Annotated in this window: 18 protein-coding genes; 14 read left to right on the forward strand and 4 right to left on the reverse strand. The window is 60.4% G+C overall.

Going from position 1 to position 17423, the window contains the following annotated elements; translation table 11 throughout:
- Positions 1 to 18: 18 nt before the first annotated feature.
- Positions 19 to 453 carry a CopD family protein gene (locus tag MCB86_RS17135; RefSeq protein WP_045160675.1) on the forward strand — a complete coding sequence of 145 codons (435 nt, stop codon included), beginning with the start codon at positions 19 to 21 and terminating at the stop codon, positions 451 to 453.
- 140 nt (positions 454 to 593) lie between these two features.
- Here MCB86_RS17135 and MCB86_RS17140 read toward each other — a convergent pair whose 3' ends face one another.
- Complete coding sequence (locus MCB86_RS17140) at positions 594 to 863, reverse strand: DUF465 domain-containing protein (protein WP_239611628.1); 270 nt, start codon at positions 861 to 863, stop codon at positions 594 to 596.
- Between the two features lie 211 nt (positions 864 to 1074).
- On the opposite strand from MCB86_RS17140, the gene mscL reads away from it, so the two are divergent.
- From mscL to MCB86_RS17165, 5 genes are all read left to right on the forward strand, one after another.
- Complete coding sequence (gene mscL / locus MCB86_RS17145; protein ID WP_045160677.1) at positions 1075 to 1485, forward strand: large-conductance mechanosensitive channel protein MscL; 411 nt, start codon at positions 1075 to 1077, stop codon at positions 1483 to 1485.
- 245 nt (positions 1486 to 1730) lie between these two features.
- Positions 1731 to 4184 carry an ATP-binding protein gene (locus MCB86_RS17150; RefSeq protein WP_045160678.1) on the forward strand — a complete coding sequence of 818 codons (2454 nt, stop codon included), beginning with the start codon at positions 1731 to 1733 and terminating at the stop codon, positions 4182 to 4184.
- Positions 4185 to 4357: 173 nt separating this feature from the next.
- Entirely contained in the window at positions 4358 to 4693 is a 336-nt protein-coding gene (locus MCB86_RS17155) for a hypothetical protein (RefSeq protein WP_239611629.1), read from the forward strand.
- Between the two features lie 163 nt (positions 4694 to 4856).
- The gene (locus tag MCB86_RS17160; protein ID WP_019339708.1) at positions 4857 to 5345 is read left to right on the forward strand and encodes a TIGR00645 family protein; all 489 of its coding nucleotides are present in this window, start codon (positions 4857 to 4859) and stop codon (positions 5343 to 5345) included.
- Between the two features lie 146 nt (positions 5346 to 5491).
- Positions 5492 to 6109, forward strand: a complete 618-nt coding sequence (locus tag MCB86_RS17165) for an FKBP-type peptidyl-prolyl cis-trans isomerase (RefSeq protein ID WP_045160682.1) — start codon at positions 5492 to 5494, stop codon at positions 6107 to 6109.
- A gap of 8 nt (positions 6110 to 6117) precedes the next feature.
- Here the strand turns inward: MCB86_RS17165 and MCB86_RS17170 are convergent, their stop codons facing one another.
- Entirely contained in the window at positions 6118 to 6345 is a 228-nt protein-coding gene (locus tag MCB86_RS17170; protein WP_045160683.1) for a hypothetical protein, read from the reverse strand.
- A gap of 159 nt (positions 6346 to 6504) precedes the next feature.
- Positions 6505 to 7473: a polyprenyl synthetase family protein gene (locus MCB86_RS17175; protein WP_239611630.1), complete on the reverse strand. Its 969-nt coding sequence runs from the start codon at positions 7471 to 7473 to the stop codon at positions 6505 to 6507.
- A gap of 248 nt (positions 7474 to 7721) precedes the next feature.
- On the opposite strand from MCB86_RS17175, the gene rplU reads away from it, so the two are divergent.
- From rplU to MCB86_RS17200, 5 genes are all read left to right on the forward strand, one after another.
- Positions 7722 to 8033, forward strand: a complete 312-nt coding sequence (gene rplU / locus MCB86_RS17180) for a 50S ribosomal protein L21 (RefSeq protein ID WP_003302133.1) — start codon at positions 7722 to 7724, stop codon at positions 8031 to 8033.
- A gap of 35 nt (positions 8034 to 8068) precedes the next feature.
- A complete protein-coding gene (gene rpmA / locus MCB86_RS17185; RefSeq protein ID WP_003281574.1) occupies positions 8069 to 8326 on the forward strand; it encodes a 50S ribosomal protein L27 in 258 nt (85 codons plus the stop codon).
- A gap of 169 nt (positions 8327 to 8495) precedes the next feature.
- Entirely contained in the window at positions 8496 to 9713 is a 1218-nt protein-coding gene (gene cgtA, locus MCB86_RS17190) for an Obg family GTPase CgtA (protein WP_045160685.1), read from the forward strand.
- Positions 9714 to 9818: 105 nt separating this feature from the next.
- A complete protein-coding gene (gene proB / locus MCB86_RS17195) occupies positions 9819 to 10937 on the forward strand; it encodes a glutamate 5-kinase (RefSeq protein ID WP_045160686.1) in 1119 nt (372 codons plus the stop codon).
- Positions 10938 to 10945: 8 nt separating this feature from the next.
- On the forward strand, positions 10946 to 11404 hold the full coding sequence (locus tag MCB86_RS17200; protein ID WP_045160687.1) for a CreA family protein: 459 nt from the start codon (positions 10946 to 10948) through the stop codon (positions 11402 to 11404).
- A 97-nt stretch (positions 11405 to 11501) separates the two neighbouring features.
- On the opposite strand, the gene rpsT is transcribed toward MCB86_RS17200, so the two are convergent.
- Complete coding sequence (gene rpsT, locus MCB86_RS17205) at positions 11502 to 11777, reverse strand: 30S ribosomal protein S20 (protein WP_025240452.1); 276 nt, start codon at positions 11775 to 11777, stop codon at positions 11502 to 11504.
- A gap of 216 nt (positions 11778 to 11993) precedes the next feature.
- Between rpsT and murJ the strand changes: the two genes are divergently transcribed.
- From murJ to ileS, 3 genes are all read left to right on the forward strand, one after another.
- Positions 11994 to 13541, forward strand: a complete 1548-nt coding sequence (murJ, locus tag MCB86_RS17210; RefSeq protein WP_045160688.1) for a murein biosynthesis integral membrane protein MurJ — start codon at positions 11994 to 11996, stop codon at positions 13539 to 13541.
- Positions 13542 to 13625: 84 nt separating this feature from the next.
- A complete protein-coding gene (gene ribF / locus MCB86_RS17215) occupies positions 13626 to 14576 on the forward strand; it encodes a bifunctional riboflavin kinase/FAD synthetase (protein WP_045160689.1) in 951 nt (316 codons plus the stop codon).
- 1 nt (position 14577) lies between these two features.
- Complete coding sequence (gene ileS, locus MCB86_RS17220; protein ID WP_239611631.1) at positions 14578 to 17409, forward strand: isoleucine--tRNA ligase; 2832 nt, start codon at positions 14578 to 14580, stop codon at positions 17407 to 17409.
- The last annotated feature ends 14 nt before the right edge of the window (positions 17410 to 17423 follow it).

Below are 17423 nucleotides of genomic sequence, written 5' to 3' on the forward strand. Positions count from 1 at the left end.
CGAACAGGAGTCAGCGCCATGCGCCATCTGTTATTTCTGCATTTGCTGGGTGCCAGCGTCTGGGTAGGTGGCCATCTGGTGTTGTTGTGCAGCGTATTGCCCGGCGCACTGCGTGGTCGCGATGTGCAGCCAGTGCGCGCATTCGAGCAGCTCTACGAGCGGGTCGGCATTCCGGCCTTACTGTTGCAGATCGTCACCGGCATCTGGTTGGCCGGATCATGGTTGCCATACTCCCAATGGCTGGGTGACTCGCCCATCGCTCATCTGGTCCAGGCCAAGCTGGTGCTACTGGGCTTCACTGCCGTGCTGGGCGTGCATGCGCGACTGGCGCTGATACCCAAACTGGACGCGCAGCGCCTGCCGCAGCTGGGCGTGCATATCGTCCTTATCACGCTCACAGCCGTAGCGTTCGTGTGGGTCGGGTCAGGCTTCAGATTTGGTGGGCTGTTCTAGTCGAACGAATGGTCGGCCGGTTGGTGGGAGGAAGGGTGAGGGCGAGATTGCCGGCAAGGCCGTGCGGCGCGGTAGTTCATGGCCGCACCCGTCGCGTCAGGCGGGCCTGAGCGCACGGGTGCGGTAGCGAGACGCATCGATCAACCGCAGCAGCCGCCACAGCAGCTGCCGCTGGCACGCTTCAGGTCGCGGGCGATGTCGTCCTTGAGTGCTACACGCTCCTGCTTGAGTGCGTTGAGCACCTCGTCATCCAGGGTTTCCGCACCGCCTTCGACGCGGCAGATCTGCTTGTCCAGAGCCTCGTAGGTGTCTGCTTTGCGAGCGAACGCAGGGTCTTGCTGGCGCAGCTGGTGCAGCTGCTCGCGCTTCTCGGGAAAATCCTTGATCAGTGGGTGATGTTCGATGTGCATGGTGCCGCTCCGGGTCGTGTCTGAGGGCTCGTACATTAGCTGTGCCCCTTCGCATCGCTTTTGACGGCGATCAAGACGCGGTCAATGCCTCGTTTCCGTTTGTCGTGAAACTGTCTGGCCCGGCGGTTGAACCCAACCTATGCTGCAAAGGGTCGAAGCGCTACGGCGGTCGTACCGACGGCATATTCTCACTCGAACGGGACAGATTCAGATGGGCATGATCAGCGAATTCAAAGCGTTTGCAGTCAGGGGCAACGTCATCGACATGGCGGTGGGCATCATCATCGGCGCGGCGTTTACCAAGATCGTCTCGTCGTTCGTCGCCGATGTGGTGACGCCTCCATTGGGCATGTTGATTGGCGGTGTGGATTTTTCCGATCTGGCAATCGTGCTCAAGCAGGCCGTAGGCGATACGCCGGCGGTCACTCTGAGCTATGGGCGTTTCATCCAGACGGTATTCGACTTCACGATCGTGGCCTTCGCGATCTTCCTGGCGGTCAAGGGAATCAATCATCTCAAGCGCAAGGAGGCGGAAGCGCCTTCTGCCCCGCCGGCACCGAGCAAGGAAGAGATCTTGCTGACCGAAATTCGCGATGCGTTGCGTGCGCAGAACCGCACCTGAGCACGGAAGCCAGTACGCGGCCGCTCACCGGGCTCCGGTGTGCCGGCCCGATAGTGCTGGCAGGGTCGGAGTGTCGCTTGTGCCGGAGTGAAAAGGTTGCCCAGGACTGAGGCGCACATACGGCGCATGTGCCGGCAGGCAGACATCACCTAACAAGCGCTGCTGAACCTTGCGGCCAGCCGGAGGCATCGCCAGAATGGCGGCATCAATCGTGGCCATCAGGTCACCTCCAGCAAGGATTCCCAATGCCCGAAACTGTCGCTGCCGGCCTGCGCCTGGCGCCCGAAGCGCTGACCCGTCCCTTCGAACCCAGCCAATTCGACTTCAAGACTACCGATGAGCTGGAGCCTTTTCTCGGCGTGCTCGGCCAGGAGCGTGCGGTCGAGGCCCTGCAATTCGGGGTGGCGATGCCGCGCCCTGGCTACAACGTCTATGTGATGGGCGAGCCGGGCACGGGGCGCTTCTCATTCGTGCGGCGCTATCTCAAGGCTGAGGGCAAGCGTCTGGATACGCCTTCGGACTGGGTCTATGTGAACAATTTCGATGAGCCACGCGAGCCGCGCGTGGTGGAGCTGCCGCAGGGCGGTGCCGCGGAGTTCATCGCCGACATCGGACAGTTGATCGACAATCTGATGGCGACGTTTCCGGCGGTGTTCGAGCACCCGAGCTTTCAGCAAAAGAAGAGCGCCATCGATCGTGCGTTCAATCAGCGCTACGACAAGGCGCTGGACGTCATCGAGAAGCTCGCGCTGGAAAAGGAAATCGCGCTCTACCGCGACAGTAGCAACATCGCCTTCACGCCGATGAAAGACGGCAAATCGATGGACGAGGCGGAATTTGCCCAGCTGCCTGAAGCTGAGCGCGAACGCTACCACGAAGACATTTCCGCGCTGGAAGTCCATCTGAACGAAGGGCTTGCCAGCCTGCCGCAGTGGAAACGTGAATCGAGCAATCAGCTGCGTCAGCTCAACGACGAGACTATCAGTCAGGCCCTGCAGCCGCTGCTCGCACCACTGTCGGAGAAGTACAGCGAAAACGCCGGCATCGAGTCCTATTTGCAGGCCGTGCAGGTCAACCTGCTGAAGACCGTGGTCGAGCAACTGGTCGACGAGAATCGTCCCGACGCGCAGACCCGTCAGTTGCTAGAGGAACAATACAGTCCGAGCCTAGTGGTCGGACATCCGCTGGACGGCGGTGCACCGGTAGTATTCGAACCACATCCGACCTACGACAATCTGTTCGGCCGGATCGAGTACAGCACTGATCAGGGCGCGCTCTACACCAGCTATCGCCAGCTGCGGCCCGGGGCACTGCACCGCGCCAATGGCGGGTTCCTGATGCTTGAAGCGGAAAAAATGCTCAGCGAGCCCTTCGTCTGGGAGGCGCTCAAGCGTGCCTTGCAGTCGCGCAAGCTGAAGATGGAGTCGCCACTGGCTGAGCTGGGGCGTCTGGCTACGGTGACATTGAATCCAGCGGTCATCCCGCTCAACGTCAAGGTGGTGATCATCGGTTCGAGGCAGCTGTACTACACGCTGCAGGATCTCGATCCGGACTTTCAAGAAATGTTCCGCGTGCTGGTGGACTTCGATGAGGAGATTCCCCTGGCCGAGGACAGCCTCGAGCAGTTCGCGCAGTTGATGAAGACGCGGACTTCGGAAGAGGGCATGGCGCCGCTGACGGCGGCTGCGGTGGCGCGCCTGGCCACTTACAGTGCGCGGCTGGCTGAACATCAGGGGCGCTTGTCGGCGCGCATCGGCGATTTGTTCCAGTTGGTCAGCGAGGCCGATTTCATCCGCCAGCTGGCCAAAGATGAGGTGACCGATGTCGGACACATCGAGCGTGCTCTGAAGGCTAAGGCCACCCGCACTGGCCGCGTATCGGCGCGCATCCTCGAAGACATACTTGCAGGCGTCATTCTGATCGACAGCGAAGGCGCGGCGATCGGCAAGTGCAACGGCCTGACCGTACTGGAAGTCGGCGATTCGGCGTTCGGCATGCCGGCGCGCATTTCCGCCACCGTCTATCCGGGTGGCTCGGGTATCGTCGACATCGAGCGCGAGGTCAATCTCGGCCAGCCGATTCACTCCAAGGGTGTGATGATCCTGACCGGTTTTCTCGGCAGTCGCTATGCGCAGGAATTCCCTTTGGAGATTTCCGCCAGCATCGCTCTGGAACAATCCTACGGCTATGTCGACGGCGACAGCGCTTCGCTCGGCGAGTGCTGCGCGCTGATCTCGGCCATCTCGCGTACGCCGCTCAAGCAGTGTTTCGCCATCACCGGATCGATCAACCAGTTCGGCGAGGTGCAGGCGGTTGGCGGCGTCAACGAAAAGATCGAGGGGTTCTTCCGTCTTTGCGAGGCGCGTGGATTGACCGGTGAGCAGGGCGCGATCATTCCCTTCGCCAACGTCACCACGTTGATGCTCGATGAGCGCGTGCTGGAGGCGGTGCGCCAGGAGCGGTTCCATATTTATGCGGTCCGTCATGTGGACGAGGCGCTATCGCTGCTGGTGGGCGAGCCGGTAGGTGCCGCAGACGAGGACGGGCAGTTTCCAAAAGGCAGTGTCAACGCCCGGGTGGTGGAGCGTCTGCGCGATATCGCCGAAATCGAGTTGGAAGACGACAACAAGGGCGACGCGGCCGCCTCGGAGCCGGCTCTGGCGACGGCACAGGCGAAGGGAACTGAGCGGAGCGAGTAAGCCTCGCGATTTGGCTAATAACTGGACGGAACGATACGGGCGGCGACGGGTCTGCAGTGGAGGAGAGTTCCCACTCTCTGTCCACATGGTTATCCACAACTTTTGGGGATAAACAGGTTGGCCGCCCATTCGTCCAGGATGGCGGCGCGCAACCTAGCGCGAGGATCGCCGTCATGTCTCACACGCTCTGTCTGAATCGCCAGTGCCTGGGCCTGGTTACCCGTATCGAATGCATTATCCGCCCACTGGCTGGAGGCAACGGCTTGTGGACGTTGCTTTGTGCGGCCGGCATCGATGCCGGTCAACCTACCGCGATCAAGGCGCAAGGCCCATTCCATGGCCCTCGCGAGGCTGAATCGGTGCTAAAGGCGATTGCGAGCAATCTCCATGGGCAGGGTTATAGCGAATCCGTTTCGCCCTCCATCTGGCAACTGCACATGCACGCGGAGCTGCGCAAGATCAACGCCAATCAGGCCCGCTATCTGGGCGGTTGGGAATCCAGGACCTGATTTTCGGTCCGGCTAGTCCGTGTCTTGGCAAGCGGCGTTTTCGATAGAACGCCACTTTGTTGGATTTCTATCCACAAGAGAAATACCTGGGCACAGCGCCTTCTTGAAGACTCTGTCGCGCTGCGTATACTCGCTTGCCGGTATCTGCCCGCAGTGAGAACAGATGGAACGATTGATCGAGAACACCATGTACGCCGCCCGCTGGTTGCTGGCGCCTATCTACTTTGGCCTGGCGTTCGCCCTGCTCGCACTGGCGATCAAGTTCTTTCAGGAAATCTGGCACATCCTCCCGGCCGTGCTATCGCTGAGCGAAGGCGATCTGATTCTCAAACTGCTCTCGTTGATCGACATGGCACTGGTCGGCGGCTTGCTGGTGATGGTGATGCTTTCCGGCTACGAAAACTTCGTCTCGCAGCTGAATGTCGACGAAGGCAAGGAGAAGCTCGATTGGCTGGGCAAGATGGACTCCGGATCGCTGAAGATGAAAGTCGCCGCCTCGATCGTAGCGATTTCGTCGATCCATCTGTTGCGTATGTTCATGGACGCCCAGCAGCTCGAGAGCGAGCAGTTGATGTGGTACGTGATCATTCACCTGACGTTTGTCTTTTCCGCCTTCGCCATGGGCTATCTGGACAAGCTCACCAAACACTGACGCCCATGCGGCTCCGCGAAGCGATGCGCTTTGGCTTCGCACCCGGATTTAAGCGGCAGACGCCGTGAGCGCGCCAATGCTGCCAAGACAAAGCCCGGCCGCGAGCTGTGCTAGGCTGTCGGCCCTTTTTTCTGCGGAGCCCAGGCATGACCGATCTCAACCTTACCACCGACGAAACGCGCGTGAGCTACGGCATCGGTCGTCAGCTGGGCGACCAGTTGCGCGAGAACCCGCCGCCGGGCATCAGTCTGGATGCGGTGATCGCTGGCATTCGTGACGCCTTTGGCGGGGCCGCCAGTCAGGTCAGCCCGGAAGATCTGAACGCCAGCTTTGCTGTGATTCGCGAGCGCATGCAGGCCGAAGCACAGCGCAAGGCAGAAGCTGCTGCGGGTGAAGGAAAGGCTTTCCTGGCCGAGAATGCCAAGCGCGACGGCGTTACCACGCTGGCGTCGGGTCTGCAGTACGAAGTGCTGACTGCAGGCGAAGGCGCCAAACCCAGTGCTGCAGATCAGGTGCGTACTCATTACCATGGCACCCTGATCGACGGCACCGTATTCGACAGTTCCTACCAACGCGGTCAGCCGGCCGAGTTTCCGGTTGGCGGTGTGATCGCCGGTTGGACCGAAGCGCTGCAACTGATGGGCGTTGGCAGCAAGTGGCGTCTCTATGTGCCGAGCGACCTGGCTTACGGCGCCCAGGGTGTCGGCAGCATTCCTCCGCACAGCGTGCTGGTATTTGACGTCGAGTTGCTGGCCGTTCTGTAGACCAAAGGCTACGGGCGCAACGCCCGGGCGTAGGAGAACAGGAACAGGTTGCGCACCTGCTCCTTGAGCACACAGGGTTCGCTGGTGCTCAACTCCTGCAGGTCAAGATCGCCCTGGTCACGAAGCTCCTCCAGGGCGTCTCCCTCCAGTGAAACGCATATCGCTCCGGTGTGGCGGTCGAGAATCCTCAGGTAGGGGTGTGGTCGGTCCAGCCAGGCATCGATCAGATAAGTCATGTTCACCTCCAGTTGATTTCCTTAATGAGAATAATTGCTATTTGCAAACATGCAAGCGCAAAAATCCTCAGCGTCGATCAATGGTGGGCTGGTATTCGTGCAGATCGAGGGGCGGGGCGTTTGAAAAGGGTGCCCAGACGCGCTCGCTGATGGGCTGATTCAGTGGGTGCGGGCGACAGCGAAGCGGCTGAGTTCCACCAAGGCGTCCCGATAGTCGCTGGCGGGGAGAATTTCGAGGCAGGCAATGGCCCGATCAGCATAGTCACGCGCCAGGCGGGCGGTGTACGCAAGGGCGCCCGAGGTTTCCACCGCGTTACGAATGCTTTCGAGATCTTCGATGCCGCCCTTCTGAATAGCCTTGCGCACCAGTGCGGCCTGTTCTGTGGTGCCCTCGCGCATGGTGTAGATCAGCGGCAAGGTCGGTTTGCCTTCGGCCAGGTCATCACCGACGTTCTTGCCCAGGGTTTCAGCGTCCCCTTGGTAATCCAGCAGATCGTCGACGAGCTGAAAGGCGATGCCCAGGTAGTCGCCGAAGGTGCGGAGCGCCTCGCGCTGCTTGTCACTGGCGCCCGCCAGGGTGGCGGCGCTATGCGCAGAGGCTTCGAAAAGCATGGCTGTCTTGCCGCGGATGACCTCCATGTAAATCTCTTCCGTGGTGCTAGCGTCGCGCACCTTGGACAGTTGCAGCACTTCGCCTTCGGCGATCACCCGCGTGGCCTGGGAAATGATGCGCATGACCGGCATCGAGCCCAGGTCAACCATCATTTCGAACGAGCGTGCATAAAGAAAATCGCCGACCAGCACGCTGGGGGCGTTGCCCCACAGGGCGTTGGCCGTGGAGCGGCCACGGCGCATGCCCGACATGTCGACCACGTCGTCATGCAGCAGCGTCGAGGTGTGCAGGAATTCGATGATGGCGGCCAGCAGGCGCAGCTGCTCGCCCTTGAGTCCCAGTGCGTTACCGCTTAGCAGAACCAGCAGGGGGCGCAGGCGTTTACCGCCGGCCGAGGTGATGTAGTCCCCGATCTTTTCCACCAGCGGTACGCGGGAAGTCAGTTGGTTGCGGATGATGCCGTCAACGGCGGCAAAATCTTCAGCCACTACTTGGTAAAAGGACTGGGGTTGCATCGGGGACGAGTACTCCTCGGAGATTGCGCGGCATGCTATGGGGCAGGTCAGACACTGTCAAGGCAAGGCCCGCCGGCTATTGCGCCGGCATGGGTGGATGCGTACAATCGCGGACCCTGAACTTTCCCCCTGGGCATTTCCCTGCCTTACGCAATTGCAAGGGCGTCCCTTCCGGCCCCGAGCAGCCATGCCAGCCACCAACTATTTCACTTAAGCGCTGGGTGAGCAGGATTAACGGAGATACACAGATGTACGCAGTTATCGTTACCGGCGGCAAGCAATACAAGGTCGCCGAAGGCGAATACCTCAAGATTGAAAAACTCGAAGTTGCCACTGGTGAAGCAGTCACTTTTGACCGCGTTCTGCTGATCGGCAACGGCGACGATGTCAAAATCGGCGCTCCGGTGGTTGATGGTGCCAAGGTCACAGCTGAAGTGATTGCCCAAGGTCGTCACGACAAGGTCACCATCATCAAATTCCGCCGTCGTAAGCACCACATGAAGCGTCAGGGCCACCGTCAGTGGTTCACTGAGGTCAAAATCACCGGTATTCAGGGCTAATCGGGCCTGAATCCCCTTATAGGAGTATTGAACTCATGGCACACAAAAAAGCTGGCGGTTCTACCCGCAACGGCCGCGACTCAGAAGCCAAACGTCTTGGCGTGAAGATGTACGGCGGCCAGGCCATCAAGGCCGGTAACATCATCGTGCGTCAGCGCGGCACCCAGTTCCATGCCGGTTACGGCGTTGGCATGGGCAAGGATCACACCCTGTTCGCGAAAGTGGAAGGCGTGATCAAGTTCGAAGTGAAGGGCGCTTTCGGCCGTCGCTACGTGAGCGTCGTCGCAGCTTAACTGCGGCGTTGCTGGAAAAGCCCTGTCATGCGACGGGGCTTTTTTGTTTCTGTATCCTGTGAGGCTCTTGCAAAGAACTGCTCGGTGCTCATTCAGTTTTCGCTGGGTTTTTTGCAAGACCCTTACGTTTCTTGTTTCTTAAGCCCGTCCTGCGACGGGAGGCGTTCCCATGAAATTCGTCGATGAAGTATCGATTTTTGTAAAGGCCGGCGACGGCGGCAACGGCATGATGAGCTTTCGTCGCGAGAAGTTCATCGAGAAAGGCGGCCCCAATGGTGGCGACGGCGGAGATGGCGGCTCCGTTTATCTGGAGGCTGACGAAAACCTCAACACACTGGTCGACTATCGCTATACCCGCCGCTTCAATGCACCTAATGGCCAAAAGGGCGGCAGCACCGAGTGCACCGGTGCCAAGGGCGAAGACCTGATTCTGCCGGTGCCGGTCGGCACCACCGTAATCGATGCAGCCACCCAGGATGTAATAGGTGATCTGACCAAGGCCGGTCAGCGTTTGCTGGTTGCTCAGGGCGGCTGGCACGGTCTGGGTAATACCCGCTTCAAGTCCAGTACCAACCGTGCGCCGCGGCAGACGACGCCCGGCAAGCCGGGAGATGCACGTGATCTGAAGCTGGAGCTGAAGGTGCTGGCTGACGTCGGTCTGCTGGGATTGCCCAACGCGGGCAAGAGCACCTTCATCCGCTCGGTCTCGGCGGCCAAGCCGAAAGTCGCCGATTACCCCTTCACTACGCTGGTGCCGAACCTTGGCGTGGTCAGTGTCGGGCGCTACAAGAGCTTCGTGATCGCGGATATCCCAGGTCTGATCGAGGGTGCATCCGAGGGTGCCGGCCTGGGGATTCGCTTCCTCAAGCATCTGGCGCGTACGCGTCTGTTGCTGCATTTGGTGGACATGGCGCCGCTCGATGAGAGCGATCCAGCCGATGCGGCCGAGGTCATTCTCAACGAGCTGGAGAAATTCAGCCCAGCGCTGGCTCAGCGTGATCGCTGGCTGGTGCTGAACAAGGCGGATCAGCTGCTTGAGGAGGATCGCGAGGAGCGGGTTCGTCAAGTCGTCGAGCGTCTCGAGTGGACGGGGCCGGTGTTCGTTATATCTGCGCTGGAGAGTGAGGGCACTGAGGCGCTGAGCCAGGCCATCATGCGTTATTTGGACGAGCGCACCGTGCGCATCGCCGAAGAGCCTGCATACGCCGAAGCGCTCGCAGCGCTCGATCAGCAGATCGAGGACGAGGCGCGGGCGCGCCTACAGGAACTGGATGACCAGCGGGCGCTGCGTCGTACCGGGGTCAAGGCGGCGGTCGATGCGGATGACGACGACTTCGATGATGACGATGACGACGAAGGCGGTGCGGAAATCTTCTACGTACGCTAAGCGTTGGTTCGCGTAGTTGCGCATCTATAGCTGGGTGGTCGTTGGGCTGCTTCGTCTGCAGCTCATCGAATGGTTTGGCCGGATACTGGATAGAAGGCGGGATCCATGCGGGACAAGGTGAGCGGCGCGCGGCGCTGGGTGGTGAAGATTGGCAGCGCACTGCTGACGGCCGATGGGCGTGGCCTCGATCAGGATGCCATGGCGGTCTGGGTCGATCAGATGGTTGCGCTGCGCCAGGCTGGGGTTGAGCTGGTGCTGGTGTCGTCCGGTGCGGTGGCTGCTGGCATGAGTCGTCTCGGCTGGACGGTGCGGCCCAAGGCTGTTCATGAATTGCAGGCAGCCGCTGCGGTGGGGCAGATGGGGCTCATTCGCGCGTGGGAGGCCAGCTTCGGTCGCTGTGATCAGCAGACCGCGCAGGTGCTGGTGACTCATGACGACCTGTCTGACCGCAAGCGTTATCTCAACGCGCGAAGCACGCTGCGCACGTTGATCGATCTCGGCGTGGTGCCGGTCATCAATGAAAACGACACCGTGGTTACCGATGAGATCCGATTCGGTGACAACGATACCCTTGCGGCCCTGGTCGCCAATCTGGTTGAGGCTGACTTGCTGGTGATCCTCACGGACCGCGATGGCATGTTCGATGCGGATCCGCGTAGCAATCCCGACGCCAACCTGATTAGCGAGGCGCGTGCCGATGACCCGGCTCTGGATGCCGTGGCCGGCGCGACGGGTGGCGCGCTCGGGCGTGGCGGCATGCAGACCAAGCTGCGTGCGGCGCGTCTGGCGGCGCGCTCGGGCGCGCATACGGTGATCATCGGTGGGCGTATCGAGCAGGTCCTGGCGCGGTTGAAAGCCGGTGAGCAGCTGGGGACCTTGCTGGCGCCCGAGCGCAGTCGTCATGCGGCGCGCAAGCAATGGCTTGCGGGGCATCTTCAGACTCGGGGCTCGGTCACGTTGGACGCTGGGGCGGTGCATGCGCTCAAGCAAGGTAATCGCAGTTTGCTGCCGGTCGGTGTCAAGGCGGCGCAGGGCGGGTTCCGGCGTGGAGAGATGGTGGTCTGCGTGGGGCCGGACGGGCGGGAAATCGCTCGAGGTTTGGTCAATTACAGTGCGGCTGAAACTCAGCGGATTCTCGGGCATGCTTCGGACGAAATCGAGAAGCTGCTCGGTTACGTCGACGAGCCTGAGCTCATCCATCGTGACAATATGATTCTGGTATGAGGTGTTCGATGCGGTTGGCGCAGGCGCTGGTAGTGCTGCTGGCTTGGCCGGCGATAGGTGTGGCGCGCGAAGTGGGCGAGGTCGACACGGTTTTCAAGTGGCTCGGGCCGAACCACAAAATCGTGGTGGAAGCCTTCGATGACCCCAAGGTCGAGGGTGTGACCTGTTATCTGTCGAGGGCCAAAACCGGTGGCATCAAGGGTGGGCTCGGGTTGGCGGAAGATCGCGCCGAGGCGTCGATTGCCTGTCGTCAGGTCGGGCCTATTCGCATGAACGACAAGTTCAAAGACGGCGAGGTTGTGTTCAAAGAGCGCACTTCTCTGGTTTTTAAAACCATGCAGGTGGTGCGCTTTTTCGACGAGGCGCGCAACACCCTTGTCTATCTGGTCTATAGCGATCGCGTGATCGAAGGCAGTCCGCAGAATGCAGTGACGGCTATTCCAATCCTGCCATGGGCGCAGCCGTAATCAGGAGCGGCGATGCTCGTTAAGCTTTTCATCGGTAGCAGTGGATCGCAGGCATAAAAAAACCGGCTCAAGGCCGGTTTTTTCAAGAACGTGCAGCTCAGGCAGCAACAGCGCCGAGGGCCTTGATATGGCCGTTCAGACGGCTCTTGTGACGAGCGGCTTTGTTCTTGTGGATGATGCCTTTGTCGGCCATGCGGTCGATGACAGGCACGGCTGCGGTGTAAGCAGTACGAGCTTTATCCAGATCTTTTGCGTCAATGGCTTTGACCACATTCTTGATGTAGGTACGAACCATGGAGCGCAAGCTGGCGTTGTGGCTGCGACGCTTCTCAGCCTGAATTGCGCGTTTTTTGGCGGAAGGGCTGTTGGCCACCGTCGAACTCCTCGAAAACGTGGGATTACAAAGCAAATAAGGCCGCGAATCATGCCGATGCGGCGTTGTCTTGTCAAGCGTGCATGATCATTCAAGGCGCTGGCCGGACAGATGGGGTGTCGCTAAACTCGCGACCTCTTCCACTGTCGTAACTGGCCATCGATTCGCTGACCAGTACCTGGTCGGAATCAAACTGCTGCAACTCTAGGAAGACAAATGTCCGAAACATCCGGCAAAGGCGGCTTGCTGCGGTCCAGTGCGGTAGTCAGTGTGATGACGCTGCTGTCCCGGGTGCTGGGCATGGTACGCGATATGGTCGTGGCGAGCTACTTCGGTTCCGGCGCGTCGGCTGACGCCTTTTTCATTGCCTTCAAAATCCCGAATTTCCTGCGCCGTCTGTTTGCCGAAGGCGCATTCGCCCAAGCGTTCGTGCCGGTGCTATCGGAATACCGAACCAAACGGACATTGGTTGAGGTCAAACTGCTGGTCGATCGCACGGCGGGCATGCTTGGGTTGATTCTGACGGGTATTACCGCCATCGGGGTGCTGGCTTCGCCTTACGTGGTGATGTTGTTCGCGCCGGGTTTTCATGACGAGCCGGCGAAGATGCAACTGGCTGGCGAGCTGCTGCGGATCACCTTTCCCTATCTGTTGTTGATTTCCCTGACGGCATTTACCTCCGGCGTGCTCAATACCTATGGGCACTTCGCGGTGCCGGGCTTTACCCCGGTGCTGCTCAACGTCTGCATGATCACCTCGGCGATATTCCTTACGCCCTATTTCGATCAGCCCATCATGGCCCTGGCCTGGGGCGTGTTCATCGCTGGCTTCGCTCAGTTGGCCTTCCAGCTTCCCTATGTTGCCAAGCTGGGGTTGTTGCCGCGGCCGCGGGTAAAGTTCGGTGACGAGGGCGTGCGGCGGATCATGCTACTGATGGTTCCTGCCCTGTTCGGCGTGTCGGTGAGTCAGATCAACCTTCTGCTCGATACGGTGCTCGCTTCATTCCTGCAGACCGGTAGTGTGTCGTGGCTTTACTATGCGGACCGACTTTCGGAATTGCCGCTCGGGGCGTTTGGCATCGCCATCGGTACGGTGATCCTTCCGAGTCTGTCGCGTCAGCACGCCGGCGAAGACCCGAAGGCCTTTTCCAATACACTTAATTGGGCGCTGCGCATGGTGCTACTGGTTGGGGTACCCGCAGCGCTGGCCTTGGGGATTCTGGCCGAGCCGCTAATCGCCAGCTTGTTCTTTTACGGCGCGATGAGCGAGGAAGCGGTGGTGCAGTCGGCCAATGCGCTCGAGGCCTACTCGCTGGGCGTGCTGGCATTCATGCTGATCAAGGTGTTGGCGCCGGGTTTCTTCGCGCGGCAGGATTTGAAGACGCCGGTGCGGGTCGCAATCACCTGCATGATCGCCAACATGGTCATGAATTTGATACTCATCTGGCCGCTCAAACATGTCGGACTGGCGCTGGCAACCTCGCTGTCGTCGATGCTCAATGCCGGTTTGCTGTTCTGGGGGCTATACCGGATCGGCGTGTTTCAGCTGGCGCCGGGCTGGGGGCTTTTCCTGCTGCGTTTGACCGGCGGTTGTGCCGCCATGGTGGCGGTGGTCTGGTGGCTCAACGCGCCATCGGTCGAGTGGTTCGCCTGGGATTGGCAACGGCGCGCATTGCAGTTGGGGTTGCTGGTGGCGGCGGGACTAGGCGCTTTCGCAGCCGGGCTGGTATTGCTCGGTTTGCGGCCGCGCCATCTTCGTCACTGATCAGCAGTTCGCGTACGCCGCAAACCTGTCCGGGACCGCCGGCTCATGCGTATAATCGACGACTTTTCAAGCAAGAAGTGCGGTATGCAGCTGGTTCGAGGTCTTCATAACCTGCGGCCCCGGCATCGGGGTTGCGTCGCCACCATCGGCAATTTCGACGGGGTTCACCGGGGGCATCAAGCCATCCTGGCGCGTCTGCGCGAGCGTGCCGCCGAGCTCGGGTTGCCCAGCTGTGTGGTGATATTCGAACCGCAGCCGCGCGAATACTTTGCACCGGACAAAGCGCCAGCACGGCTGACCCGGCTGCGTGAAAAGCTCCAGTTGCTCGATGAGCATGGCGTCGACTTGGTGCTGTGCCTGGCCTTCAATCGCCGTTTGCGCGAATTGAGCGCCGCCGAGTTCGTCCACGCGACGCTGGTCGAAGGTCTCGGCGTCCGACACTTGGAAGTGGGCGACGATTTTCGTTTCGGTTGTGACCGTGCCGGCGATTTCAATTTTCTATTGAAGGCGGGCGCCGCGGAAGGGTTTACGGTCGAGGCTGCCACCACTATCGAGGTGGGTGGTGAACGTGTCAGCAGTACACGGCTGCGCCAGGTCCTCGCCGATGGCGATCTGGCATTGGCACAGAAGCTGCTCGGGCGGCCGTTCAGCATTACCGGGCGAGTCATGCACGGACAGGCGCTCGGGCGTCAGCTTGGCGCACCGACTGCCAACATTCAGCTCAAGCGCAGAAACACACCGCTCAGCGGTGTGTTCATGGTCAGCACGGATGTTGACGGCGTTGTACAGCCAGCGGTGGCCAACATCGGCATGCGGCCGTCGGTCAAAAGCGACGGCCAGCCGCATCTGGAAGTGCATTTGCTCAATTACAAGGGTGACCTCTATGGTCGTCTGTTGCGCGTAACTTTCCACCACAAGCTGCGTGATGAGCAGCGCTTCGCCTCGCTGGAGGCGCTCAAGACGGCGATTGAAACGGATATCGCCGCGGCTCGCGAATACTGGCGGGCTTCACCCTTTACCACGAGTCAGGACTGAAATGACCGATTACAAAGCGACCCTCAATCTGCCGTCCACGGCATTTCCGATGAAGGCCGGTCTGCCACAGCGCGAGCCGGAGACCCTGCAGCGCTGGAACAGCATTGACCTGTACGGGAAGCTGCGGCAGATCGGCGAAGGTCGCCCGAAGTTCGTCCTGCACGACGGCCCGCCCTATGCCAACGGCAGCATTCATATCGGTCATGCGGTCAACAAGGTCATCAAGGATTTCATCGTTCGCTCCAAGACCCTGGCTGGTTTCGACGCGCCTTACGTACCCGGGTGGGATTGCCATGGCTTGCCGATCGAGCACAAGGTCGAGATCACCTACGGCAAGAACCAGCCGGCCGACCTGACCCGCGAGCGCTGCCGTGCCTATGCGGCCGAGCAGATCGAGGGGCAGAAGGCCGACTTCATCCGTCTTGGCGTTCTAGGTGATTGGAGCAACCCTTATCGCACCATGGATTTCGCCAACGAAGCCGGCGAAATCCGCGCGTTGGCGAAAATGGTCGAAGGCGGTTTCGTCTTCAAAGGCCTGAAGCCGGTGAACTGGTGCTTCGACTGTGGCTCGGCGCTGGCCGAGGCGGAAGTGGAGTATCAGGACAAGAAATCGGATGCCATCGACGTCGCCTTCGAGGTCGAGGACGCCGACAAGCTGGCTGCTGCGTTCGGCCTGCCGAATCTGGCCAAGTCCGCCAGCATCGTGATCTGGACCACCACGCCCTGGACCATTCCGGCCAACCAGGCGCTCAATGTCCATCCCGAATTCGTCTATGCGCTGGTCGATACCGGCGAGCGTCTACTGGTGCTGGCAGAGGAGCTGGTCGAGTCCTGCCTGCAGCGCTACGGCCTATCGGGTGAAATCATCGCCCGTTGCGAAGGCAAGGCGTTGGAGCTGATCCGCTTCCGCCATCCGTTCTACGAACGCTTCGCTCCAGTGTATCTGGCCGAATATGTCGAAACCGGCGCCGGTACCGGTATCGTCCATTCCGCGCCAGCATATGGTGAAGACGACTTCCGCTCCTGCAAGCATTACGGCATGGAGAACGATGACATTCTCGGCCCGGTGCAGAGCAACGGTGTCTACGTCTCCGACCTACCGTTTTTCGGCGGTCAGTTCATCTGGAAGGCCAATCCGGCCATCGTCGAGAAGCTGCGTGAAGTCGGCGCGCTGCTCAAGCACGAGGCGATCCAGCACAGCTACATGCACTGCTGGCGGCACAAAACCCCACTTATTTACCGCGCCACGGCTCAGTGGTTCGTCGGAATGGACAAGGTCGCCCACGATGGCAGCTCGCTGCGCCGGCGCGCGCTAGATGCCATTGAACAGACCGAATTCGTTCCGGCCTGGGGGCAGGCGCGTTTGCATGGCATGATCGCCGGGCGTCCGGACTGGTGCATCTCGCGCCAGCGCACCTGGGGCGTGCCGATTCCGTTCTTCCTGCACAAAGAAAGTGGCGACCTGCATCCTCGCACCGTCGAACTGATGGAGGCGGTTGCGCAACGCGTGGAGCAGGGCGGCATCGAAGCTTGGTCGAAGCTGGATGCAGCCGAGTTGCTGGGTGAGGAAGCGGCGCAATACGAAAAAATCAGCGACACCCTGGACGTCTGGTTCGACTCAGGCACCACCCATTGGCATGTGATGCGCGGTTCGCATCCGATGGGGCATGAAAACGGCCCTCGCGCTGATCTGTACCTGGAGGGCTCCGATCAGCACCGTGGCTGGTTCCATTCATCGCTGTTGACCGGTTCGGCTATCGACGGCCATGCGCCGTACAAGGGGCTTCTGACGCACGGTTTCGTGGTCGACGAGAACGGCCGCAAAATGTCCAAGTCGCTGGGCAACGTTGTCGCGCCGCAGGAAGTCACCGATAGCCTGGGTGCAGACATTCTGCGTCTGTGGGTCGCTTCCACCGATTACTCAGGCGAGATGGCGGTTTCCAAGGTCATCCTGCAGCGCAGTGCGGACTCCTATCGGCGCATCCGCAACACCGCGCGCTTCCTGCTGAGCAACCTCGACGGTTTCGACCCGGCACAGCATCTGGTTCCAGTCGATCAGCTGATTGCACTCGACCGCTGGGCCATCGATCGTGCCCTGCTGCTGCAGAGGGAAATCGAGGAAGCCTACCGCACCTACAAATTCTGGAACGTGTATCAGAAAGTGCATAACTTCTGCGTGCAGGAACTGGGCGGCTTCTACCTCGACATCATCAAGGATCGTCAGTACACCACCGGTGCCGACAGTCTGCCGCGGCGATCCTGCCAAACCGCGCTGTATCACATCGTCGAGGCACTGGTGCGCTGGATCGCACCGATACTGTCGTTCACCGCCGATGAGATCTGGCAGTACCTGCCAGGCAAGCGGAACGAATCGGTGATGCTCAACACCTGGTACGAGGGGCTTAGCGAACTGCCAGAGAATGTCGAGCTGGGGCGGGAGTTCTGGGATAAGGTCATGGCAGTCAAGGCTGCCGTAAACAAGGAGCTAGAAACTCAGCGCGCCGCCAAGACCATCGGCGGCAACCTGCAAGCCGAGGTCGTGCTTTACGCCGAAGACGAACTGGTGAGCGATCTGGCCAAACTGGATAATGAGCTGCGCTTCGTGCTGATCACGTCGGCTGTGCGGGTCGTTCCGCTCTCCGCGGCGCCCGCCGATGCGGTTGAAAGCGAGCTGCCGGGTCTCAAGCTGCAGGTCGGAAAAACTTCCAATCCGAAGTGTGGGCGTTGCTGGCACCATCTGCCCGACGTAGGCACTCACGCCGAGCATCCTGAAATCTGCGGTCGCTGTGTTGAGAATATCGAAGGCGCTGGAGAGGTTCGCCGCTATGCGTGATAGCGCATCTGATT

The organism is Pseudomonas sp. KSR10 (genome assembly GCF_022355455.1).
Taxonomy (GTDB): Bacteria; Pseudomonadota; Gammaproteobacteria; order Pseudomonadales; family Pseudomonadaceae; genus Stutzerimonas; species Stutzerimonas stutzeri_E.